A 22117-nucleotide genomic window follows, 5' to 3' on the forward strand; every position below is an offset into this window, starting at 1 on the left:
CGTGGTCACCGGCCGTGCAGGATCTGTCATGGAGCAGCACATGGCCGCCGTGGAAATTACCAGCATCAAGAAGAGTTACCGGGATGTCGTTGCCCTCTCCGACATCAATATCTCCATCCCCTCGGGATCGTTTTTTACGCTTCTCGGTCCGAGCGGATGCGGCAAGACGACCCTCCTGCGCACGATCGCCGGCTTTCACCAGCAGGATAGCGGCAGCATCAGCATCGAAAGGCAGGCGATCGAACATGTGCCTGCGCATAAGCGCGATGTCGGCATGGTCTTTCAGGATTATGCGGTCTTCCCGCATATTTCCGTATTCGACAACATCGCCTTCGGTTTGAAGCAGCGCAAGGCGTCTTCCACCGAGATTCGCGAACGCGTCGGCAAGATTCTCGACATCGTACAGCTCGCTCCCTACGCCAAGCGCATGCCGCATGAATTATCCGGCGGTCAGCAGCAGCGTGTCGGCTTGGCGCGTGCGCTCGTCATCAATCCGAAAGTGTTGTTGATGGACGAACCACTATCCAACCTCGATGCGAAACTGCGCGTGGATCTGCGGCGCGAGCTGCGCGAAATCCAGCAGGCCATGAACATTACCACGGTCTACGTGACCCACGATCAGGAGGAGGCGCTTGCCATGTCCGATCTGGTCTGTGTGATGTATGGCGGCGTCATCCAGCAGGCCGCAGCGCCCTGGGAAGTCTATAACAACCCCGCCAACCGTTTCGTCGCCTCATTCGTGGGGGCAAACAATTTCCTGACGCTGGATCGTTCGGGTGGGCAGACATCCATTTCCGGGCACAAAGTGGGGCTGCCGCAGGTTGATGCCATTGCGCCGCAACGAACGGTCGTTGCCGCCATCCGTCCCGAAGCGATTACCGTTGGCTCGCCCACGACCGAAGATGAACGCCGCATCGAACTGCCTGTCACCATAAGGCAGGTCAGCTTCACCGGCCGCGAGATGAATGTTGCCGCGGTGTTGTCGTCGGGAGAGGAAATCGAGGCGATCACCAAGCCGTCGCCCGATATCATCGCCCTTCAGCCCGGCCAGAAAACGGTTTTCTCATGGGCTGCGGGCGATACCAAGCTCTTCGGTGAGGGCGTTACCGGGGAGCGCCTGTCATGACGGATATGACCGCGACCGCAACCACGGGCGGCTTCCGCCTGAGACTGCCGGGCTTCTGGACCAGCGTGACGGCATTTGCCGTTGTCATATTGGCGCTCTTTTTGATCCTGCCGATTTTCAGCGTGTTCTTCATCAGCTTCTTCGACGCCAAGACGGGTGATTTCGGTTTCGGCAACTATGTTCAGGTGCTGACGCGGCGTTTTTATACCGTGGCATTGTGGAACACCCTTGTCATCGGCGTGCTCGGCATGTTGGGGGCCTGCCTGCTCGGTATTCCGCTTGCCTTCTGCACCTCGCGTTACCGCATCAAGGGCCGCACCTTCATTGCCACCTTCGCGGTGCTGGTTCTGTGCGCGCCGCCCTTCATCGGCGCCTATGCCTGGATCATGCTGTTCGGCGCCAACGGTGCGGTCACCAATCTCCTGTCTTTTGCCGGCATTTCACTGCCGACCATCTACGGGATACCGGGCATTGTGATGGTCTTCAGCCTGAAGTTCTTTCCCTATATCTTCCTGATGACGGAAAATGCGCTGAACACCATCAACAAATCCTATGAGGATGCGGCGGAAAACCTCGGCTGCACGGCGTTCGAACGCTTCCGCAAGATCACCTTGCCGCTGGTCTTTCCGGCAGTCAGCACCGGCGCGATCATCTGCTTCGTATTGTCCATCGCAGACTTCGGAACTCCGGCAATCCTCGGCAAGGGCATCAGGACGCTCTCGACCATCGCCTATGCGCAATACACCTCCGAAATGGCCGGCACGCCGACCATGGCAGTCACGATTTCCATGGTGATGATCGCCATTTCCATGGCCGCACTTCTGTTGCAGCGGCACATTCTCGCCAAGCGCCGTTATGCCAGCTCATTGACCAACCGGCCGGTAAAGCGCTCCATGCGCCCGCTGAAATCGTTTATTGTGCACGGTTTCTGCTATCTGGTTGTCTTTGTCGCCATGCTGCCGTCCCTTACGGTCATCTACACATCGTTTCTCGCGACGAACGGTCCCGTCTTCACAGGCGGTTTCGGGTTGGACAGCTACGCCCGCATTCTTCGCGATTCACCGCAGGCGATTGCCAACAGCTTCACCTTTGCGATTGCCGCCGTGGTGTTGATCGCCATCGTTTCCGGCCTGCTTTCTTTCATCGTGGTCAGGCGGGACAATGCAGTATCGGGCTCGCTCGATCTTCTGCTGATGGTGCCCTATCTGATACCCGGCGTCGTCATGGCGATCGGCTACGTCACGACGTTCCGTTATCCGCCTTTTGACATTACCGGCACGGCACTCATCATCATCCTGCTGGTGTTTATCCGCCGCCTGCCTTACGGCGTCCGCTCCACGACCTCGATCCTGCGGCAGATCAAGCCTTCCATCGAGGAGGCTGCGGTCAATCTCGGCGCTTCGCCGGCAAAGACGTTCATATCGGTGACGGTGCCGCTGATGTTGCCGGGTCTCATCATCGGTTCCTTGATGAGCTTCATTACCGCCATCAATGAATTGTCCTCGACGCTGATCCTCTACACGGCGCGGACGATTACGATGCCCGTGCTGATCTATATTCAGGTGATTGACGGCGAGTTCGGCACGGCCGCGGCTCTTTCCACCTTACTTCTCGTCAGCACCGGACTTTGCGTCTTCGTCGTCTTCCGGCTTTCGGAAGACAAGGAAGCCTCTTTCGTCTGAAACCATCAAATATCATTCAAAACTGCAGCAGCGGCGACCCATGTGTCGCCGCCAGCCTCCCTCTGCAAGGACACCAAAAAGATGAATATCGCGAGCTTTTCGCAATCGAAATACAAGAACGCCGCAAAGCCGGGGGACGATGTGGCGCTTCTCATTCCCGGACGGGTTCTGGCCGTTTTCGACGGTGCGACCGACCCGACCGGAGCAAGTTACGGTGGGCTGAGTTCCGGCCGCATCGCGGCCCTTGCCGCCGCCAATGCCGTGGCTGAGATGAGCCTTGACGGCAGGCTGGAAACGCTCGCCGCGCCCGCGCTTTTTCAGAATATCAGCGATATCCTGAAAAAGGAGGCGCAGCGCATCAATGCCGGCCATCCGCCATCGACCACATTGGCGATCGTCGCGGATATGGGCGACAGCTTCCGCCTGCTGCTTGCCGGCGATTCCGGCGTCAGGATCAACGGCACCCGTCTGTTTCAGCACACAAAGCTGATCGATACGGTAAGCACTTCGGCGCGTATATTCGTGTTCAAACAGCTTCTCGCCGCCATCGGCGATGGCGATGCGGCCGAGGCGCGCACGCGCGCGACGATCTTCTCAGGCCTGCGTTCGGCTGTCGCAAACGGTATCATGACGGCGCGGGATGCGGAAAATGTCGTTATTGCCGCGGCCGGGATGAGCGGCCTTGAGAACGACATCGAGACGGTCGAGGAATTCCTGATGGGTGGAATCCGTGTCCAGCCGCAATTCGCAAACCGGCATGGGCATGTACTGGGTTACGCCTCGGTGAATGGCGGAACCGTCATGCAGGAGGGGACGGTTGACGTCCGCATCGCCAAAGACGGGCTCTCGAGCGTTGAAATATTCTCCGACGGCTATTTATCCCTACCGGCGGGGACGGATGTTGCGGCCTGGGAAGCGGAATTCGCGCGTGTCGAGGCGGCGGATTTTCACAAGCTGCGCGAATATCCGTCCGTCAAAGGTTCGACAACGGCGGAATTCAGCGATGACAGGACCGTCATTTGCCTCAACCTGGTTCAAGGATAGTCCAGTTTACGAACCTCATGTGAGCCGGCCGACATCGCATATCGATGTCGGCGTCATTCGCGGTCGGTCAGCTTGAGATGTTTGCTGACGGAGACGGCCATGCCGCGCCGGCTGACGCCAAGCTTCGCGTAGATGTTCTTCAGGTGGAATTTCACGGTCGCTTCCGAAAGGCCGAGATCGCGGGCCATTTCCTTGTTGCTGCGGCCTTCGGAGAGAAGTTTCAAAACGGTGGTTTCCCGCCCGCTCAGCAGTCCGGCGGCATGTGTTGTGCCGTCGTCATTGCCGCCCAGCGGCATCACCATACGTGGCTGGCGGCCAAGGCCGTGTCCGACGATGCGGCTCATGAATTCCACCGCGTTCGGGCTGAATACCTTCAGGCCGAAACGGCGCACGATGGCGCGCAATGTGGTGGCAAGATCGTGCCCCTCATCGGTAAAGAGCTGCGTCGCCTCGTGAGCGCGGGCAAGGGCGATGGCCGATTGCAGATAGGCGAAGGCCTGTTGTTGTCGGCCTGCTTTCCACGAGGCCTGTACCGCCATGATTTCGGCCAGCATGCGGTGATAGGCGCGGCCGGAGGCCTTGGCGGAAAGGATCAGGGCTTCGAGCCTTAGCAATGCCTGCGGCGCCTGCCCCTGCGCAAGCGCGAACCGGGCGCTGGCGATGTCGAAATCATAGGCCTCGCGCCAGGTCCAGTTTCCGGCACCGCCCGCCTGTTTCAGGGTTTCCACCCGTTCCATCGCCTGCGTCGCCGACTCGATCATGCCGGCCCTGACGAGCAGATCGACACGCATGATCGCAGCCGCGGTCTTCAGGCGGGGCAGGTTGCGCTCCACCGCCACTTCCTCCGCCTTGTCGATTGCGGCTGCGGCGGCGTCGAAGCCGCTGACCTGAAGACGGCTGCGGGCCAGCAGCCAGAACAGGCGCATGAAAAGGTCGACCCAGCTTTCGCCGCGTATCAGCGGCTCCACGCATTCCGTCAGGGTTTGCTCGACATGAAGCACCTCACCCTGCTGATAAAGCACATCGGCTGTTGCAAGGCGGACGATGGCGAGCAGGTTCCTGTCCGTCCAGTGCACGCGTTCCACCAGTTCCTCGGCCTCCCGGCAAAACTGCAGGGCTGCGGAAAATTCACCGGTCAGCGTGCTGACGAGGCCGAGGTGGATGAGCATGAAGACCTGGGCATAGGGCGTTTTCTCCTCGCGGTAATATCCGAGCGCCTTCAGCGCCGCCCGCCGCGCTTCCTCAAGCTCGCCGGTCCGGGTGTAAATGATGCAGAGGTGGTTGAAGAGCCAGGCGAGTTCCCACGTGGCATGCGGCGGCAGGGCGGCGGCGGCCCCTTCCAGCCGTTGCGCCTCGGCAGGGCTCATGCGGCGGTCTTCATAAACATCGATCAGGCTGTCAATATGGTCGAGGACGCTACGGTCGACGGCGGCAAGTGCGGCAGCGGACCATTCGCCGTTTTCTTTCAGAATATCGAGCCGTTCGCGACCGGCCGCCGCATTGCCGCGCTTGGAGAGCACCACGGCATAACAGACCATCAGGCCGGGCGATGCATGCAGGATTTCCGGCGGAAAATTATCGATGAGGTGCTCCAGCACCTGATGCCCGGCCCGCAGGAAAATATCGACGCCGCCGGCCTTGCCGATGATTTCTTCCGCCATATGGAAATCGCCGCTCTGGGCGGCGTGGGAAACGGCGCGTTCCAGATGGGCGCGGGTTGCAAACCAGAGGGCGGCCTGGCGATGCAACGCCTTCTTTTCCGTTTCCGAAACGAAGGCGGTGTCCCGTTCGAGGCAGGTGCGAAGCACGGGGTGCAGGGAGAGCCAGCCATTCAGCCCGTTTTCGATAATGGGATGCATGGCCTCCAGCATGGCCAAATCCTCCTCCGTCAAGCCGGGCAAACCGAGGTCGGAGGCGAGATCAAGACGAAATTCCGAGAAAGGCGACAATCGGCGCAGGGTGGACAGGAGCGCCGGAGAAAGCCGGTTGATGACGGTTTCGCGCGTGTAGTCCATCAGATCGGCATGGGTCCCGGCGAGCAACAGGCGCCGCTCTTCTTCCGTCGGGCCTCCGGTCACGATGCCGGTGGCGAGTTGCGCCAGCGCGGGCCAGCCGCGGGTGATTTCCATCAGGGGATCGACAAGCGCCGCCATCGCGCCACGGGCCAGAAGCCGCCGCAGGTCGGATCGCCCGAATTCGAGCTCTCGCGCCGTCACCTCCGTCAATACCCCGCGTGCCTTCAGCCGGGCAAGCGGCAATTGCGCGGGAGAACAGGACGAGCAGGCGATACGGAGCGCATCGGGCGCGGAAAGAATGAGCTGCTCCAGAAGCCGGTATCGGCTGCCGGTATCGATTTCGTCGACATTGTCGATGAAAAGAATGGTCAGACCCTCACGCCGCGCCACCGCTTCCATGGCGTCCGTCATCGCATCCTGCGTGTCCGCCATTGTGGCAAGGCCAAGCGATTGACGCAATTCACCGACGAAACGCTCAGGGGACGCAATTCCGGACGCGTTGAGCCAGGAACAATGGGAAACCGCCGTATCGCGCATGCCCGGCAAAGTGAGAGTGCCGTCCACCAGACGTTCATAGGCCGCTTTCATCAGGGCGGTCTTGCCGAAACCGGGCGGGGCGCGAAGAACGACGATCTGTCTGGAAAGCCCTGCGGCCAGCTTGGAGAGCAGATAGGGTCTTTCGATGCCTGAAAAAAGCATGCGCGGCGGGCTGAAGCGCAACCCGGCGCCGGTAAAGGTTCTTACGGCATGCAACGGCTTTTCACGCAAGACACGGCTCGGCATCGGTCCTCTTTCGTCACTGAACGACCGGCCCCAGCCGGAATGATGTCCGGAAAGGGCAGGGCATTATCAGCGCCTGATGCCGGGCGTTCGTCAAGAGCCGAGTGGCCGATAGGCTTGCGGCAGGCCGAAGGCGGCGGGACCGAAGACGGCCAGCGCTTCCGGCGTGCGCATGATGGGCGGCACACGCACGGCAAGCACGTTCACGCGTTGTCCATAACGCAGCCTCTCGGTGGTGATGGCTTCGGCCGTGTCGATGTCGAGCACGGTGATGAGATCGGGGACGATCGCCAGCACGCGTCCGCCTTCTTCCTCCGCCACGAGGTTTTCGTTCTGGATGCGGATTTTGACTTTCGGTTTCGAGGTGTCGAAGGGTTCGATGGTGGCAATCCCGACCGACCAGCCGTTTTCCTCCTTGCGGGCGACATCGCAGACTTTGCCGGAGGTGATGATTTCGGCATGGCCATAATGCGTGCCCGCAAAAAAATCGACAAGCGCCCGGACCGGGTCGAGATGCCCTGCGGCCGCCTCGCGCAGTGTCCGGCCAATACCGATGGCGAGCGACATGGTTGCCGGCACCGAAACGCGTTTTGCCGTTTCGCCATCCATGCCGTAATTGACGATATAGGCCTGCCCGCCCATGCGGATGGTCACGCCGCGGGCCAGCCACTCGGCCTTGGCGGCGTCTTCGGTCTCGATCAGCACGCGGTTGCCGCGTTCGTCCGCCACCGCCACCGGGCTTGCCGGCACGCCGTAGACGTTGAAGGTTTCCATTTCAAGCTGCGGGAAGGCGCGGCCCATGCCGTCCGCATCGATGACGGGTACGCGCTTTTTGGCCGCCAGCACGATCGGTATCATGGAATTGATGCCACCCGCCTCGAAGGGAATGATGGCGCCGACATCGATGCCGGTGTGGTCCTCATAGGTCTCAAGCGCAAGGTCGCCCTCTTCGCCGGAGGGGATTTTTTCGATGAGGATGGTGGGCGCTCCCATTGCGCCGCAGGCGACGACGGCTGCACCATCGGGCACCGCGTCGAGCGCGATCAGGTCCACTGGTCCATATTTTTCGATGGCGGCCTTGGCCAGAAGCTTGCCGATATAGGGATCGCCGCCGCCGCCGGTGCCGAGAACGGCCGCGCCGACGGCCAGATCGTCTATGTCCTGCTCCGTGATGATTGCCATGTCAGTCGATCTCCTCGATGGAGGTAAAGGGTTCCTTCAGGCCGAAGCAGGCCGGGCCGAACACGTTGAGCGCTTCCGGGGTGCGCATGATCTCCGGCACCGAGACGGCGACCACGGTGACGCGCTGGCCGTAACGCAGGTTTTCGCTGGTGATTGGCTCGGCGGTTTCCGTGTTCATGATCGAGATCAGGTCCGGCACGATGGCTCTTACCCTGCCATCCTGCCTGGCGATCAGGTTCTCGTTCTGGATTTCGATTTCCATCTGCGAAGTGAATGGCGCGACGGCTTCGATGCGGGCGCGGCCGATGGTAAAACCGGCTTTGGTTTCGCGCATCACATCGACGATCTTTCCCTTGAAGATGACGCGGCCGTAACGGTAAAGCGTGGACGGTAGGAAACCGAGAAGCGCCTCGATGGGATTGATGTGGTCCTCCTGCGCCTTGCGCAACACCTTGCCGATGTGGATCGCCAGCGTCAGCGTATTGGGAATTGCCGTGCGCTTCACCTCCGCCCCGCTCATGGCATATTCCGCAATATAGGCGCAGCCGCCCATGCGAATGGCGACAGCGCGGGAGAGCCATTCCATCTGTCTGTTGTCGACGGCTTCGATCAGCGCGCAATCGCCCCATTCGTTGCTGACCGCCATGGGGGAGCCGGATATGCCGTAAACGCCGAATGTCTCCATTTCCAGAAACGGAAAGGCGCGACCCATGCCGTCGGCATCGACGATGGGCAGACCGAGCCGGGCGCCGACGACCAGCGGAATGGTGGAATTGATGCCGCCTATCTCGATGGGCATGGTGTAGCCGGCTTTTTTGCCGAGCCGTTTCTCAAGGCGACGGAGCGAGAAGATGGCCTCTTCGCCGGAGGGGATTTTCTCCACCAGCACGGTCGGCGCACCCATCATGGCTGTCGGGATGACGAGGCTGTCATCAGGCAACTCGCTGGGGTCGATCAACTCGACCTCGCAGCCTTCGTCCAGGCATTGCTGCACCATCATGCGCCCGACATAGGGATCGCCGCCGCCGCCGGTTCCGAGAAAAGCCGCGCCGACGGCAAGATCGGCAAGATGTTCGCGTGTGAGTTTCATCGCCATGCCCTCAACCGATCACTAGGTCGCCGACCGCCTTGACGCGGATGCGAGTGGCGCTGCCGGGCAGATAGGCAAGCGGCACTTCCTCGATATCCATTATCTTGACGGAGGCTGCAGTCGCCCCCGCCTTTACCGCCCGTTCCGAAGCCTCGGCCTTTGCGCTCGCCAGAACGGCGTCACGCGAGGTGCCTTCCAGCGAGAAGATGCGATCCACCTCGCCGCCCACCTGTGCGATCGCCGCGCCGATGGCATTGGCGACGGAGGCGTTTTGTGGCCTCAGAACCTTGGATGCCGAAGGCAGATCGCGTGAGACCAGAATGGAGCCGCCGCCCACCAGAATGACGGGGAGCGGATCGGCGCTGGTCTTCATGCGATCCACGGCCTCATCGACCATGCGATGCATGGTGTCGAGCGCGGTTTCGATGGTTTTTGCGGGAATATGCGCAACGCGGGAGCGGTCGCCAATATCCTCCAGACCGGCCGCCACGACGATATCCGTGGTTGTTAGGGTATCGCCGCCGAAAACCAGCGCCTTGCTGGTGATCTCGTAACCGACGGAATCGGGACCGATGCGCTTACCCTCGTCACGCACCAGCGAGCCGCCGCCAAGCCCGATGGCCAGCACGTCCGGCATGCGGAAATTGGTGCGCACACCGCCAATATCGACGGCAACCGCCGATTCTCTCGGAAAACCGTGCACGAGCATGCCGACATCCGATGTCGTGCCGCCAATATCCACCACCATGGCTTCCTTGACACCGGCCAGCATCGCAGCGCCGCGCATGGAATTCGTGGGACCGGAGGCGAAGGTAAGGACGGGATAACGCTCCACATAGTCGGGAGACATCAATGTTCCGTCGTTCTGGCTGATGAAAAAGGGTGCCTTGATGTCGAGCTCCTTCAGCGCGCTGCGGAAGGAGGAGACGACCTTGCGGGAAAGCTCGGCCAGTGAGGCATTCATGATCGAGGCGTTTTCACGCTCGAGGAAACCCACTCTGCCGATTTCATGGCTGAGCGAGATGGCAATGTCGGGAACCGCATCGCGCAGGATTTCGGCGGCGCGAAGCTCCATTTCCGGCGTGACCGGCGAAAAAACCGAGGTGATGGCCGCCGTTTTCAGGCCGCGTTCGCGTACGGTGGCGGCAACCTCCATCAATCCCTTTTCGTCGAGAGGCGCGATGGTGCGCCCGTCGAATTCATGTCCGCCGCGCAGCATGAAGGTGTGGCGGCCAAGCGTGTCGGCCAAGTCCTTCGGCCAGTCGGTCAGCGGCGGCAGGCCCTTGGTGGCAGGCAGGCCGAGCCGGATGGCGGCGACTTCCAGCAGGCGCTTGCGCTCAACCACGGCATTGGTGAAATGGGTCGTGCCGATCATCACCGCCTGAATTTGCGAGACGGATACGCCCGTCATGCCAAGAAGCTTGTTCAGCACCGCCACGATGCCCGAGCCGACATCGGCGGTTGTCGGGCTTTTGCAGGCGCCGATGACCGCTGCCCCATCCATAAGGGCGGCGTCGGTATTCGTGCCACCCACATCAATGCCAATACGCATGTCTTTCTCCTGTCGATTGACAAGGGAAGGGCGCCTGCGCGGCTGGTCACCGCACATTGCATCCTTTCCCGATTTTCTGGTTCCGATGGCCGGGTCTCAGGCCACCAAGACTTCGGATCGTTCCGGGTCCCATGTCACGCCGATCGCCTGTCCGGGCGACAGCCTGGCGAGATGGGACTGGTTCTGCCGTTCGGCGACAATATCCTGCCCGCCGACCGAAAGATGGTAGCGGACAAGGGCGCCCTGATAGGTTTCAGAGACGACGGTTGCCGGAACGCCGGTGCCGGCCTCGCCGATGATGATGTTTTCCGGCCTGACGACGAGCTTGACGGCTTTGCCATCGGCGAAGTCTTCGGCGGGAACACGTGTCAGCGCCACGGTGTCGCCGAAGCTGACCACCAGACTTTCGCCTTGGCGGCCCCTCACTGTTGCGTCGATGACATTCGACTGGCCGATGAAGGTGGTGACGAAAAGCGTCTTCGGCGTCTCGTAGATTTCCTGGGGCGTGCCCACCTGCTCGACTCTGGCTTTCTGCATCACGCCGATGCGGTCGGACATGGTGAGCGCCTCATCCTGATCGTGGGTCACGTAAACGGTGGTGATGCCGAGCTTCTTTTGCAGATCCTTGATCCAGTATTTCATTTCCTCCCGCAGCGATTTGTCGAGCGCCGAAAGCGGTTCGTCGAGAAGCAGGATGCGCGGTTCGGTAACCAGCACGCGGGCAAGGGCCACACGCTGCTGCTCGCCACCGGAAAGCTGGCGCTGATAGCGGTTTTCATATCCCATCAGCCCGACCTGGCGTAACGCGAAGGCGACGGAGCTGTCGATTTCCTCTCTGGATTTCTTTCGCAGCTTCAGGCCGAAGGCGATGTTTTCCGCCACGCTCATATGCGGAAAAATCGCATAGTTCTGGAAGACGATGCCGATGTCGCGCTTTTCGGGCGGCAGATGGGTGACATCATCCGATCCGATCAGGATCTGTCCCGATGATGGGCGGATGAATCCGGCGATCATGCGCAATGTCGTGGACTTGCCGCAGCCCGAAGGTCCCAGCAGCGAGAAGAATTCGCCCTGCTCTATATGCAGATCGATGCCTGCGACCGCGACATTGTCGCCATAGGATTTGACGAGGCTTTTCAGTTGAATATCCGACATCGGCTTCCGTTGTCCTTTCCCTCTGGGGCGTGGCCGGCGGGACCGGCCACGACGTTCTGCGGGTGCGAGGGTCAGCCCGCGAAGATTTCGTTCACGGTCTCGACGATATCGTCTTCGTTTTCGAGATAGGCCTTCCAGTCCGGCAACCAGAAATCCTTGGTGGCGTCGGCGCTGTTGACGATGCCGGCCTTGACGAGATTATCCGGCAGGACGGCATTGGAGACGGTGGGGCGCAGGTAGAATTCCTTGCCCATATTGGTCATGAAGGACGGCTCCAGCGCACGGTTGAGAAGCGCATAGGCAAGCTTCTTCTGCGTCGGCTCGGAATAGCGGCTGACCGTGTAGGTTTGGGTGAGGATCGGCTGGAGTTCCTTCCAGTACATGACGGCGAAAGGCGCGCCCTTGTCGCGGGCCTGCATGGGTTCGGCGTCGCTCTGCACCGCCATGACCACTTCACCGCGATCCATCAGCGTCTGCATGTTGCCGGTGAAATCCGAAATCTTGGCGGGCATCAATTCCTTCATCGCCTTGTAACCGGCATCGAGATCGTACTGATCCTTGCCGAACAGCGAGCAGGCCACGAGGAAGAAGTCCATCTGCAGCGTGTTGGAGGTGATGTAGGTGCCGCGCTTGCCGGCGAATTCCGGCTTCCACATGTCCTTGAAGCTGGTGGGCGGCGGGGTAACGAGATCGGTGCGATAGGCATGCACATACTGGTTGAAGGCCCAGGTGACGCCGACACCGTTCGAGGTGGCAAATGGCCAGAGATTTTTGCCGTTTGGCACATTGGGAAGGATTTCGTCGATCGTGTGGAAGAAATCGCCCGCCGCCGCCGTCTTGAACATTTCCGGCAGGTTCCAGTTGGTGATGTCGAGCGGCGGTTTCTTCGGCCCGTTGGCGACGAATTTCGGAAACCACGGCCAGGTGGAATCATATTCGATCTTGCAGTTGAAATCTTTCGCGAAGTCGGTCAGCAGATATTTGTGCACCAGCTCGCCCCAGGGGCCGCCCCATTCGCCTATTCGCAACACCGCGCCGCCGGCATCGAAAACGGAACCGTCATAGGTCACGTCCTGCGAGAAGGCGTGGTTGATGTTGAAGAGCGGCAGGGTTGCTGCTGCCGCGCCGATCTTGAGAAGCTTGCGGCGGTTGGGATCGAATGTCATTCCTGTCATGTCCATGTTCCCCTTGTTTTTGAATCTATGGATACGGGTATTTCATTGAATGTCCGGCGGAGCCCTAGCCGCCGAAAATGCGCTTCAGATTGATGAGCCTGGAGGTCGCCACCATCGAGACGACGACGAGAAGGATGGCGAATATGCCTGCCGCCGCCGCGGTGGGTTCGAAGGCGTAACGCAGCGCCACATACATCGCCATCGGCAGCGTCTGCAGGTTTGGCGTCGAGAGAAACAGCGTCACCTCGAACTGGCCGAAGGAAATGATGAAGGCGAAGATGGTGCCCGCCGAGATGGCCGGCGAAATGATCTTCAGCGTCACGAGGCGAAAAGCGGTGAAGGGAGACGCCCCGAGCGACCGCGCCGCCTCTTCCAGGCTGCGGTCGAAGCCGACGAGTGCTGCGGTGACCGTGGCGATGACGAAGGGGCAGGTGACGATGACGTGGCCGATGATAAGCCCTGTCATGCTCCGTGCGAGCCCGATGCCGGTGGTGACGTAGAACACATAGAGCGCAAGGCCAAGCACCACCCCCGGCAGGACGATGGGCATCATAAAGAAGGCGCGCAGCGGTGCGACAAGACGGCTCGACGACCGTGTGAGGAACAGTGCCGCCATGGTGCCGAGCACCGTCGAAATCGCTGTCGAGATGCCGGCAACGAGGAAGGAAACGCCATAGGCCGAGAGAAAGGTCGGCGAGGTCAGGAAGGCATAGACCCAGCGCAGGGAAAAACCCTGCGGCGGAAAGGTCAGATAGTCGCCGGCATTCAGGCCGGACAGGATGACGATGATGACGGGGACCAGCAAAACCGTCAGCGTCAGCACCGACAGAAGTCTGAAAACAAGCGGAATGGATGATTCCTCACGCATCAGCTGCGCCCTCCCGTGGTGCGCATGGCAGCGCGGTGATAGACGGCGATCGCCATCAGGCTGGTGACGAAGAGGACCACGGCGATTGCCGCGCCGAATTGCCAGCGGCCGGTTTCCGCCACCTGCTGGTAGATGTGGATCGGCATGACCATGACCTTCCAGCCGCCCATCAGCGCCGGCACGACATAGGATGAAATGGCGAGCGCGAAGACCAGTAGTGTGCCCGCCAGGATTCCCGGCATGGAAAGTGGCAGTACGATGGAGAAGAAGGCCTTCGTGCGGGAGGCGCCAAGCGATCTGGCCGCCTCTTCCAGCGCCGGATGGATGGATTTGATGATGCCGATCAGGGAGAGGATCATGAAAGGCAGCGTGATCTGCACCAGCCCGACCACGACGCCGAAAATATTGTACATCAGCGGCAGCGGCTGCGAAATGATGCCCATGCGGATGAGCGCGCCGTTGATGAGACCGTTATCGCCCAGAAGTACCATCAGCCCATAGAGCCGGATGACCATGTCGAGCTGCATGGACGATAATACGAGGATCATCAGCAGGGTGTTACGGCCGGGATTGACCGTTTTGGCGATGACATAGGCAAGCGGATATCCGAGCACCAGGCAGACGAGCGCCACCACGGCTGCAATGCCGACGGAACGCAGGATGGCCTCGTAATAGATGGCGCGGGTGAAGATGCGCACGAAATTGTCGAAGGTGATCGCGCTCGACAATGTGATGACGCCGGCCACCGATTTGTTGAAGGCGAGGGCGAAAAGCGAGGCGGTGGGCACGACGAAGAAGGCGATGAAAAAAATCAGGGCGGGCAGCAGGAGCAGCCAGAAGCCGAAACCGTCGCTGGAGCGTTTTGGCGCCGGCGAAACCTGAGCGAGGGGCAGGCCGTCCATCTGCTTGTCCGTTGTCGTCATTGCGGATACCGCCATGTTGCGTGATCTCCCGTCATTCGGCCGCTTGCGGCAACATGGCCCTGTGCAGTGCGTCGTAGCCGATCAGTTCCTTTTCCGGCGGTGCCGGATAGGTCATCTTGCTCTGGGAAAGGCCGGCGCGGACGAGGCCGGCGGCAATGGAAACGGCTGTCGGGATGGGATCGACGACGGGAACGTCGATGCCCTCGGCAAGCAGCCCTTCACGCAGGCCGGCGGCACATCCCATCAGGCCGGTGCAGCCGAAGATCAGGGCTTCCGCGCCATTTTCCTCCACCGCTTTCCTGCCTTCCTCGACGAGGCGGCGGGCGGTGGCGGCAAGGTCCGCCTCGAGATCCAGCACGGGAATATCGACACTGCGCACCGAGGCCAGCTTGCTGGAAAGGCCACAAAGGGCGGCGGTGTTTTCAAAAGACGGGATCAGGCGGCGCATGACGGTAATGACGGAGAATTTGTGTCCCAGCATGGAAGCAACATGCATGCCGGTTTGGCATGGCCCGAGAACGACCATGCCGGAAATCTCCCGTGCCGGGCGCAGGCCGGGATCGCCCATGCAGTCGATGATGACGGCATCGACGCCTTCACGTTCGGCGCGGGCTATTTCAAGCAGGGTGCCGGGAACGGACATCGCCGCCTCGAACTCGCTTTCGATCGAGCCCGGCCCGGTGGCTATTTCGGCGTGGGAAAGGCTGATGCCGGGATATTCCAGCGCCTTGAGATCCGCCAGCTTGCGAAAGCCGCGCGTTACGATGGGGGATACGACACGAACATGGACGTCACGCATTCTCGATATCTCCTTCAGCACCGCAACGACTTGCATATGCGGGCAAAACCAGGCCTGAAGTTGCGTATCCGACGCTTGCCGAGCTTCCGGTGACTGCGCCGCTTGTTCCGATGCCTTACGGTGCATCGGCTTGCCGCCGGACGAAAGAGCTTAGGCGAATAGGGGCTTCACTCTTTTGGGTGGGTAGTATGGCTGGTTTGAAAGTGCAGTACCTATCCGTTTAGATAGGTGTTGCTGCATAAAACAGATGCGCCTCCGATGTTTGACTAAACATTGGGCGATCAAAGTCGTAAAATGAGGCGCTTTTGGCGTTTTGCGAACGGTTTAACCGTAAGCGGGCTTTACGGGAGGCGCAGCGCCCGTACCCAGTCGTGACCCGAGTGCAGGCGCTCGAGGCAGTCTCGCAGCCAAAGGCGTTCCGCAAGAGGTAGCTTTGGCCGGGCTTTTGCGAAATCGTCCTCGTCCTTGGGGCGCCTGTGCTTTGCCTTGAACAGAAGCACGGCGGAGGGATTGAGATAAGGGATGCCGTCTGCGGTCAGCGACACCATTTCGATCCGCGGCCGCGTCATTTCCGGATTTCTCTTGTAAACCCAGGTGTCATTCGTCCCCGGCTCGATCATCATATCGGCGCGCCAGCACCCGGCAGGGCGATCGAAGCACCATATTTGAAAAATCTCGGGAGCCGGGTGCTGGTCCGCCGGCAGCGGTTCGATAGTGCCATCGTTGACAGTATAGAACTCCATGTCACCCAGTGTCCGGCGAAAAATACCCAGATTTTCGCGCAGGACCGTGAATTCGAGATCGTCATGCTCACGCGTCTTGCTCCCCTGCCACAGATCGAGAGCCCAGCCGCCGACAACGCACCATGGCAGCGATACGCCGCCCAGTCGCTGGGACAGTTCGGCAGGGCTCCAGGGGTTCCACGCATTCTGGTCCGGCACTAGCGGGTGATCACTCATCATATACGGTCGCTTCCATGCAATTTTCGTATTGCCGTTTATTTGCCGATGGCCTCAAGGCCAACGCTTCAGCAGCCCCGCCAGAAGCGTCAGCGCCTCCGTGAGATCGTCGAATGACGGGCCGCCGAGGCAGAGCCGAATACCGCTCGCCGGATCGCCGGGATTCACCAGCATGGATTCCGGAGGGGTCAACTTGATACGCATCGCCGTAGCGGCGAATGCGAAACGATTGGCGGCGTCGCGTGCCATCGGCAGCCAGACGTTGTATGCATCGGGATGCGAGCCAAGCTGGTTCGTGCCGAGCAGTGAAACCGCCAGGCTGGAGCGCCGTCGGGCCTCATGGCGTAAATCCCGCTGAATTGACGAGATGATGCCGGAGGTCAGCCAATCTTCAACCACCGCGCAGGAGAGTGCGGATGGGGCCATCGGCATGTCCTGCAGAAGGTCTTCGGCGGTGTCGTGCAGCCCTGCCGGTAATGCAAGCACGCCGATCTGCAGGCCGGGACCAAGGGACTTGGAGAGCCCGTTCACATGAAACGAGATTTCAGGAGCCAATGAGGCGAGCGGCGGCAAGGCCTCGGCCGACGCCGCATAAACACCGTCCTCGATGATCCATACGCCCGCCCGGCGGCAAATATCCGCAATGACCTGCCGCCGCGCTGTACCCATGGTGACGGTTGTCGGATTATGCAGCGTCGGCGTCAGATAGACTGCTGTGCCGTTACGTGACGCCGTATCGGCGAGCGCTGCGGCAAGTGCTTCCGGCACCATGCCTTCGGCATCGATTTCGATACCCTGCATCCGGTATCCTTTACGCCGGGCCAGTGCGATCGCGCCGGGATAGGTGATCCGTTCGGTCAGGAGCAGGCCCTTCGGGCCGCAGGCGAGATCGAAGGCCAGGGCCAGCGCCTGGCGGGCGCCGCTCGTCAGCACCAGATGTGACGGATCGACGGTCAGACCCAGCGTTTCTAGCCAGTGGGCCAGAAGGCGGCGGTGTTCCAGATGTCCGGTGGGCGGGGCGTAAAAATTGATGTGATCCGCATCGATCCTGCGGGCGATCCCCGTTAGCGTCCTGGCCAGAATGCGGGCGTTGAGCGTGGCCGGCGGCGCATTGGAGGAGAGGTCGAACTGCCGATCCTTGTGCGCCTCCTGGAGCGCGACGAATGTTCCCCGCCCCTTGACGCTGCGTGTCAGTCCTCGCCGTTCGAGCACTGAATAGGCTTTTGTCACCGTGCCGAGCCCCACCCCCAGTTTCCATGCGAGATCGCGATGGGCGGGCAGACGGTCACCGCCCGTCAGCCGCCCCTCGATGATGTCATCGGCAAGAGCAAGCACCAGCCGTTCTGCGGCATTCGCCTCAATATCTGCAAGACGGGGAGTCCATGGGGATTGCAGCAGCACAGCCTTACCTTCGATAAAAGTGTCACGTTACACTATTTCAATAAACAGCAAGTGTAACATAGGCTATGACGACGCTGATTGAAATCCACACTTTACGGCGGGCAATCGGCCATCATGCCGGCGCTTGGAGGATCGAATGTTCAGCCATGTAACCGTCGGAACGCGTGATCTTGAGCGGGCGGAACGCTTCTACGATGCCGTGCTTGTCCCGCTCGGCCTGACGCGGCGGGTCGTTACCCCGGATGGCGGGCCTGCGGCGCTTTGCTGGGTGGCAGCATACTCCCCGTTGCCCCGCTTTTATGTCTATCGTCCTTTCAACGGCGAGCCAGCCACGGTTGGCAACGGCGGCATGGTCGCCTTTCTGGCGCCGTCGAAAGAGGCGGTGGAGATGGCCTATGCCGGCGGCCTTGCGCGTGGCGGCACGGATGAAGGAGGTCCGGGGCCGCGCCCGCATTACGGAGACGGCTATTTCGGCGCCTATCTGCGTGACCCTGACGGCAACAAGGTCCATATCGTTCATCGCGGAGACCTCCAGCAATAGTGCTGGGGAAGTGTCCTGCTTCTGGAGAAAATCGGAATGATCGCCAGCCAGATCGCCCTCGTCTACGGCACCTATATCGTCGCCACCGCCAGCCCGGGGCCAAGCAACATGGCGATCATGGGCACGGCAATGCGCGATGGCCGTCTGCCCGCCCTCGCTTTGGCTGCCGGTGTCATCACCGGCTCGCTCTTCTGGGCGATCCTTGCTGCGACGGGCATGTCCGCCGTGCTGGCTGCCTATGCCCAGGCGCTTTTCATCATCAAGATATTTGGCGGCGTCTACCTGCTGTATCTGGCCTTTCGAGCGGGCATGTCGGCCCTGAAGCCGGTCTCCGACCTTGTGGGGACGAATACCGGGCGTGCGACGCCGCCCTATCGGGCGCTCTACCGGCAGGGTCTCGTCATGCATATCGGAAACCCGAAGGCGATCATGGCGTGGATAGCGATCATGTCGCTGGGGTTTCGCGAGGACGCGCCGGCGGGCATGTTGCCGGCGATCGTTGGCGGCTGCGCCCTTCTCGGCGTCATCGTATTCGGCAGCTATGCGCTTCTCTTTTCCACCGCCTCGATGATTGCGCTTTACACCAGATTGCGGCGCTGGATCGAATCCGTGCTTTCTGCGGTATTTGCCGTTGCGGGGTTGAAATTGCTTCTCTCGCAGAGCTGACAGCCCCGCCGTCCGCGTTGCCGATCAATCCCAACTGAAAGAGCCATGCCATGAGTCTTGTTATCCATATGATCGACGTGTTCGGCTCCGGGCCGCTTTCCGGCAATCCGCTGGCGGTCGTCATCGGCGCCGATGCTTTGTCGACGGATGAAATGCAGGGATTGACGCGCTGGTTCAACCTTTCCGAAACCACCTTCCTGCTGCAACCCACCCATGCGCAGGCTGATTACCGGGTCAGGATATTCTCGCTGGACAGGGAGTTGCCCTTTGCCGGGCATCCCACACTGGGCAGCTGCCATGCCTGGCTCTCCGCCAACGGCATGCCAAAAAATCAAACCGCCATTGTTCAGGAATGCGGTGCGGGACTGGTCACGATCCGGCGCTCGCATGGACGACTTTGTTTTGCCGCTCCGCCGCTTATCCGTTCCGGCGTCCCGACGCCGGCCGAACTGGAAGAGGCGCGGCAGCTATTGAGGATCGAGGCTTGCGATATCATCGATGCCGCGTGGATCGATAATGGTCCCGGCTGGCTGGGGATCAGGCTGGCATCGGCCGAAAAGGTGCTTGGCCTCGACCCGGCCCGCAATTGGCCCGGCCGCATCGATATCGGTGTGGTTGGCCCTCATGCGCAAGGCGGCGAGACCGCCTTTGAGGTTCGCGCCTTCTTCAGCGATCATCTGGGCGTCATCGTCGAAGACCCCGTTACCGGAAGCCTCAACGCCTCGCTGGCGCAATGGCTGTTCGCGACGGGCGTGGTTGGCGAAGACTATGTCGCGGCGCAGGGAACGCGCCTTGGCCGCCACGGCCGCATCTACCTGACGCGCGACGATGCCGGCCAGATATGGGTTGGCGGCGAGACGCACACGCATGTCGAAGGCCAGCTGCAAGGCCTTTGAAAAGACAGACGAAAACGAGGTGAATTTGATGAGTAGCAGTGTTTACCGCCCCATTTCCGAACGCGTATTGGCGGATGATTGGGGACGGCTGACCAAGTATGAGTATGAACTTCAGCTGAGGGACGGAAGCTGGCAACGGCAGACCCGGGAGGCATATGATCGCGGCAACGGGGCGACATGCCTGTTGTACAATCCGGCAAGCGACAATGTCCTCCTGACTCGCCAGTTCCGGTTGCCCGTGCTTTTGAATGGCGGTCTGGAATCGCTGATCGAGACACCGGCGGGGCTGCTGGAAGGCGCTGACCCGGCGACGCGCATGCGTGCGGAACTGATCGAGGAAACCGGTTATGAGGTTTCCGAACTTACGCATCTGTTCGATATCTATATGAGCCCCGGATCGGTCACGGAATATCTCGCCTTTTTCTACGGCGAATATGCCGAGAAACATAAGGTCGGGGCAGGCGGCGGTTCAGCGGACGAGGGCGAAGACATCGACGTGCTGGAAATCGCCTTGCCCGAGGCGATGCGGATGATCGGCCGCGGCGATATTCGCGATGCCAAGACGATCATTCTGATCCAGCATCTCGCCATCCGGCTCTTGCAGGAAAAGATCGCGGCACGCTGATCCTCATCCAATGCCTCCGGTCCGGGGCGTGAGCGCCGGATCAACCCGATCATTGTTTTGAAGTTCAAAAATACGAAGGAGTTTCAGCATGGGTATTGCGCCGCTCAGCCCCGTTCACGCATCCACCGCCTCGGCAACGGACACCCTGAAAATGCTGGTACGCTACAAGGCCTGGGCGAACGGGTTGACGTTCGGAAGCGTGATGGAGCTGCCGGAAGGTGAAGCCCTTCGGCAGAGGCCGACGCGGTTCGGAAACATGGTGCATACGCTGAACCATGTTTATGTGGTGGACGATATTTTCAGGCATCATCTACAAGGAAAGAAACACGGCTACACCGCCCGCAACACCGACCATACGCCCGCAATTGGCGAATTATGGGAAGCGGTTCAGGAAATGGACCGCTGGTATGTCGATATGGTCGACACCTGGTCGGACGTAGACCTCGCGACAGCCGTTCATTTCGAATTTGTCGGAGGAGGGGAAGGCGTCATGACCCGCGAGCAGATCGTGCTGCATATCGTCAATCATGGCACCTATCACCGCGGCTTTGTCGGCGACATGATGTATCAGGTGCCTTTTACGCCGCCGTCAAACGATCTTCCCGTCTTTATCAGGGATCATTGTCGAGGCGCTTACTGAGCGCTTGCCGTCGGTGCGATCACCGGGCGAAAAGATTGGCGGCCATATAGTCCACAAATGCTCTGACTTTTGGAGAGAGATATCGATTGGTCGGCCAGAGGACGCGGAAGGTCCCTGTGTCGGCCATATAATCGTCCAGCAGCGATACCAGTTTCCCTTCAGCGATTTCGGATGTCACCGCGAATGAGGGCAGACATGTTATCCCGAATGATCGTTCCGCAAGGTAGATCAGGGGCTCCAGCGTGCTCGCAACGGTGGCGACCGGAATATCGATCCTGATTTCGCGTCCTTCGCGAACCAGCGGCCACGGCTCAAGCTTTCCGGAATTGGCGAAGCGATGGTGGAGACAGCGGTGCCGGACAAGATCTTCCGGAACCTCCGGGCGTCCATGCGTCTTGAGGTAGTCACGCGCCGCCACGACGCTGTGCCTGAAAGTGCCGAGCTTGCGGCTCATCAGCCGTGTGTCCCTGATCTCGCCCGTTCGGATGACGGCGTCGAATCCCTCTTCGATGACGTCAACCAGACGATCGGTAAAATCGAGGTCGAGGCTGATTTCGGGATATGCCTCCATGAAGGCGGATATCGTCGGCATCAGAAGCATGCCCGCAAGCGGAAGGCTCACACGAAGTTGCCCGCGCGGAACGGCCTGCGATCTCGACAGTTGCGCCTGCACGGTCTCATATTCGGACTGGATGCGCCGGCATGTGTCGAGGAAGAAACTTCCGTCCTCCGTCAGGGCCATGCTGCGTGTCGAGCGATTGAACAGTCTTACGCCCAGCTCCTCCTCCAGACGTGCAATGGTTTTTCCGACGGCTGATCCGGAGATGCCGAGGCGATGCCCGGCGGCAACGAAGCTTCCCGCTTCCGCCACCTGAATGAATATGCCGAGTGTTCCGAGCTTGTCCATGACGCCGCAATTAAGGAATTTTTGTCCGGTATGTTAAGAATAGCAGCTCGTTTATCCGCTATTTTGCTTCCGATATCCAGATGTCGCCGCG

The 22117-nt window shown here is 60.5% G+C and carries 20 protein-coding genes; 8 read left to right on the top strand and 12 right to left on the bottom strand.

Annotated features, from left to right (window positions below; all coding sequences use genetic code 11):
• The first annotated feature begins 28 nt into the window (after positions 1-28).
• The 3 genes from CFBP4996_RS22500 (at position 29) to CFBP4996_RS22510 (ending at position 3852) form a co-directional block, all read left to right on the top strand.
• Positions 29-1126, top strand: coding sequence for an ABC transporter ATP-binding protein (locus CFBP4996_RS22500; RefSeq protein ID WP_233283614.1), 1098 nt, complete (start codon positions 29-31; stop codon positions 1124-1126).
• Complete coding sequence (locus CFBP4996_RS22505; RefSeq protein WP_080853739.1) at positions 1123-2808, top strand: ABC transporter permease; 1686 nt, start codon at positions 1123-1125, stop codon at positions 2806-2808. Before CFBP4996_RS22500 ends, CFBP4996_RS22505 begins: the two co-directional genes overlap by 4 nt.
• Positions 2809-2889: 81 nt before the next feature.
• Positions 2890-3852, top strand: coding sequence for a hypothetical protein (locus tag CFBP4996_RS22510; RefSeq protein ID WP_059761283.1), 963 nt, complete (start codon positions 2890-2892; stop codon positions 3850-3852).
• Between the two features lie 53 nt (positions 3853-3905).
• Here the strand turns inward: CFBP4996_RS22510 and CFBP4996_RS22515 are convergent, their stop codons facing one another.
• The 11 genes from CFBP4996_RS22515 to CFBP4996_RS22565 form a co-directional block, all read right to left on the bottom strand.
• Entirely contained in the window at positions 3906-6650 is a 2745-nt protein-coding gene (locus CFBP4996_RS22515; protein ID WP_233283613.1) for a LuxR C-terminal-related transcriptional regulator, read from the bottom strand.
• A 90-nt stretch (positions 6651-6740) separates the two neighbouring features.
• Entirely contained in the window at positions 6741-7829 is a 1089-nt protein-coding gene (locus CFBP4996_RS22520) for an S-methyl thiohydantoin desulfurase family protein (RefSeq protein WP_080853737.1), read from the bottom strand.
• 1 nt (position 7830) lies between these two features.
• A complete protein-coding gene (locus tag CFBP4996_RS22525; protein ID WP_080840191.1) occupies positions 7831-8919 on the bottom strand; it encodes an S-methyl thiohydantoin desulfurase family protein in 1089 nt (362 codons plus the stop codon).
• A gap of 10 nt (positions 8920-8929) precedes the next feature.
• Positions 8930-10471 (bottom strand): hydantoinase/oxoprolinase N-terminal domain-containing protein, encoded by a 1542-nt coding sequence (locus tag CFBP4996_RS22530; RefSeq protein ID WP_080853736.1) that lies wholly within the window; start codon positions 10469-10471, stop codon positions 8930-8932.
• A 96-nt stretch (positions 10472-10567) separates the two neighbouring features.
• Positions 10568-11626, bottom strand: a complete 1059-nt coding sequence (locus CFBP4996_RS22535) for an ABC transporter ATP-binding protein (protein WP_080853735.1) — start codon at positions 11624-11626, stop codon at positions 10568-10570.
• Positions 11627-11697: 71 nt separating this feature from the next.
• Positions 11698-12801, bottom strand: coding sequence for a type 2 periplasmic-binding domain-containing protein (locus tag CFBP4996_RS22540; protein WP_233283612.1), 1104 nt, complete (start codon positions 12799-12801; stop codon positions 11698-11700).
• 64 nt (positions 12802-12865) lie between these two features.
• A complete protein-coding gene (locus tag CFBP4996_RS22545) occupies positions 12866-13669 on the bottom strand; it encodes an ABC transporter permease (protein WP_080853733.1) in 804 nt (267 codons plus the stop codon).
• Positions 13669-14607, bottom strand: a complete 939-nt coding sequence (locus CFBP4996_RS22550) for an ABC transporter permease (RefSeq protein WP_080853732.1) — start codon at positions 14605-14607, stop codon at positions 13669-13671. The genes CFBP4996_RS22545 and CFBP4996_RS22550 overlap by 1 nt, the downstream gene beginning before the upstream one ends.
• A 16-nt stretch (positions 14608-14623) precedes the next feature.
• Positions 14624-15391: an aspartate/glutamate racemase family protein gene (locus CFBP4996_RS22555; RefSeq protein ID WP_080853731.1), complete on the bottom strand. Its 768-nt coding sequence runs from the start codon at positions 15389-15391 to the stop codon at positions 14624-14626.
• Positions 15392-15732: 341 nt separating this feature from the next.
• Complete coding sequence (locus CFBP4996_RS22560; protein WP_080853730.1) at positions 15733-16353, bottom strand: nucleotidyltransferase domain-containing protein; 621 nt, start codon at positions 16351-16353, stop codon at positions 15733-15735.
• A gap of 51 nt (positions 16354-16404) precedes the next feature.
• Positions 16405-17751 carry an aminotransferase-like domain-containing protein gene (locus CFBP4996_RS22565; protein ID WP_080853729.1) on the bottom strand — a complete coding sequence of 449 codons (1347 nt, stop codon included), beginning with the start codon at positions 17749-17751 and terminating at the stop codon, positions 16405-16407.
• Positions 17752-17887: 136 nt separating this feature from the next.
• Between CFBP4996_RS22565 and CFBP4996_RS22570 the strand changes: the two genes are divergently transcribed.
• From CFBP4996_RS22570 to CFBP4996_RS22590, 5 genes are all read left to right on the top strand, one after another.
• On the top strand, positions 17888-18292 hold the full coding sequence (locus tag CFBP4996_RS22570; RefSeq protein ID WP_080853728.1) for a VOC family protein: 405 nt from the start codon (positions 17888-17890) through the stop codon (positions 18290-18292).
• A 36-nt stretch (positions 18293-18328) separates the two neighbouring features.
• Positions 18329-18958, top strand: coding sequence for a LysE family translocator (locus tag CFBP4996_RS22575; RefSeq protein WP_080853727.1), 630 nt, complete (start codon positions 18329-18331; stop codon positions 18956-18958).
• A gap of 50 nt (positions 18959-19008) precedes the next feature.
• Positions 19009-19854, top strand: a complete 846-nt coding sequence (locus tag CFBP4996_RS22580; RefSeq protein WP_080853726.1) for a PhzF family phenazine biosynthesis protein — start codon at positions 19009-19011, stop codon at positions 19852-19854.
• 28 nt (positions 19855-19882) lie between these two features.
• Positions 19883-20479, top strand: a complete 597-nt coding sequence (locus CFBP4996_RS22585; protein ID WP_059761279.1) for an NUDIX domain-containing protein — start codon at positions 19883-19885, stop codon at positions 20477-20479.
• Positions 20480-20567: 88 nt separating this feature from the next.
• Positions 20568-21119 carry a DinB family protein gene (locus CFBP4996_RS22590; protein WP_080853725.1) on the top strand — a complete coding sequence of 184 codons (552 nt, stop codon included), beginning with the start codon at positions 20568-20570 and terminating at the stop codon, positions 21117-21119.
• A 19-nt stretch (positions 21120-21138) separates the two neighbouring features.
• On the opposite strand, the gene CFBP4996_RS22595 is transcribed toward CFBP4996_RS22590, so the two are convergent.
• A complete protein-coding gene (locus CFBP4996_RS22595) occupies positions 21139-22026 on the bottom strand; it encodes a LysR family transcriptional regulator (protein ID WP_080853724.1) in 888 nt (295 codons plus the stop codon).
• Between the last annotated feature and the right edge of the window lie 91 nt (positions 22027-22117).

This window comes from Agrobacterium leguminum, assembly GCF_005144435.2.
Classification (GTDB): Bacteria; Pseudomonadota; Alphaproteobacteria; order Rhizobiales; family Rhizobiaceae; genus Agrobacterium; species Agrobacterium leguminum.

Excerpts from the sequence above, each read along its gene's own strand:
- CFBP4996_RS22560 (WP_080853730.1), bottom strand. The coding sequence starts at position 16,353 with ATGATGAGTGATCACCCGCTAGTGCCGGACCAGAATGCGTGGAACCCC.
- CFBP4996_RS22575 (WP_080853727.1), top strand. The coding sequence starts at position 18,329 with ATGATCGCCAGCCAGATCGCCCTCGTCTACGGCACCTATATCGTCGCC.
- CFBP4996_RS22515 (WP_233283613.1), bottom strand. The coding sequence starts at position 6,650 with ATGCCGAGCCGTGTCTTGCGTGAAAAGCCGTTGCATGCCGTAAGAACC.
- CFBP4996_RS22590 (WP_080853725.1), top strand. The coding sequence starts at position 20,568 with ATGGGTATTGCGCCGCTCAGCCCCGTTCACGCATCCACCGCCTCGGCA.
- CFBP4996_RS22510 (WP_059761283.1), top strand. The coding sequence starts at position 2,890 with ATGAATATCGCGAGCTTTTCGCAATCGAAATACAAGAACGCCGCAAAG.
- CFBP4996_RS22520 (WP_080853737.1), bottom strand. The coding sequence starts at position 7,829 with ATGGCAATCATCACGGAGCAGGACATAGACGATCTGGCCGTCGGCGCG.
- CFBP4996_RS22550 (WP_080853732.1), bottom strand. The coding sequence starts at position 14,607 with ATGGCGGTATCCGCAATGACGACAACGGACAAGCAGATGGACGGCCTG.
- CFBP4996_RS22500 (WP_233283614.1), top strand. The coding sequence starts at position 29 with ATGGAGCAGCACATGGCCGCCGTGGAAATTACCAGCATCAAGAAGAGT.
- CFBP4996_RS22585 (WP_059761279.1), top strand. The coding sequence starts at position 19,883 with ATGAGTAGCAGTGTTTACCGCCCCATTTCCGAACGCGTATTGGCGGAT.
- CFBP4996_RS22525 (WP_080840191.1), bottom strand. The coding sequence starts at position 8,919 with ATGAAACTCACACGCGAACATCTTGCCGATCTTGCCGTCGGCGCGGCT.
- CFBP4996_RS22570 (WP_080853728.1), top strand. The coding sequence starts at position 17,888 with ATGTTCAGCCATGTAACCGTCGGAACGCGTGATCTTGAGCGGGCGGAA.
- CFBP4996_RS22595 (WP_080853724.1), bottom strand. The coding sequence starts at position 22,026 with ATGGACAAGCTCGGAACACTCGGCATATTCATTCAGGTGGCGGAAGCG.
- CFBP4996_RS22535 (WP_080853735.1), bottom strand. The coding sequence starts at position 11,626 with ATGTCGGATATTCAACTGAAAAGCCTCGTCAAATCCTATGGCGACAAT.
- CFBP4996_RS22545 (WP_080853733.1), bottom strand. The coding sequence starts at position 13,669 with ATGCGTGAGGAATCATCCATTCCGCTTGTTTTCAGACTTCTGTCGGTG.
- CFBP4996_RS22505 (WP_080853739.1), top strand. The coding sequence starts at position 1,123 with ATGACGGATATGACCGCGACCGCAACCACGGGCGGCTTCCGCCTGAGA.
- CFBP4996_RS22555 (WP_080853731.1), bottom strand. The coding sequence starts at position 15,391 with ATGCGTGACGTCCATGTTCGTGTCGTATCCCCCATCGTAACGCGCGGC.
- CFBP4996_RS22530 (WP_080853736.1), bottom strand. The coding sequence starts at position 10,471 with ATGCGTATTGGCATTGATGTGGGTGGCACGAATACCGACGCCGCCCTT.
- CFBP4996_RS22540 (WP_233283612.1), bottom strand. The coding sequence starts at position 12,801 with ATGACAGGAATGACATTCGATCCCAACCGCCGCAAGCTTCTCAAGATC.
- CFBP4996_RS22580 (WP_080853726.1), top strand. The coding sequence starts at position 19,009 with ATGAGTCTTGTTATCCATATGATCGACGTGTTCGGCTCCGGGCCGCTT.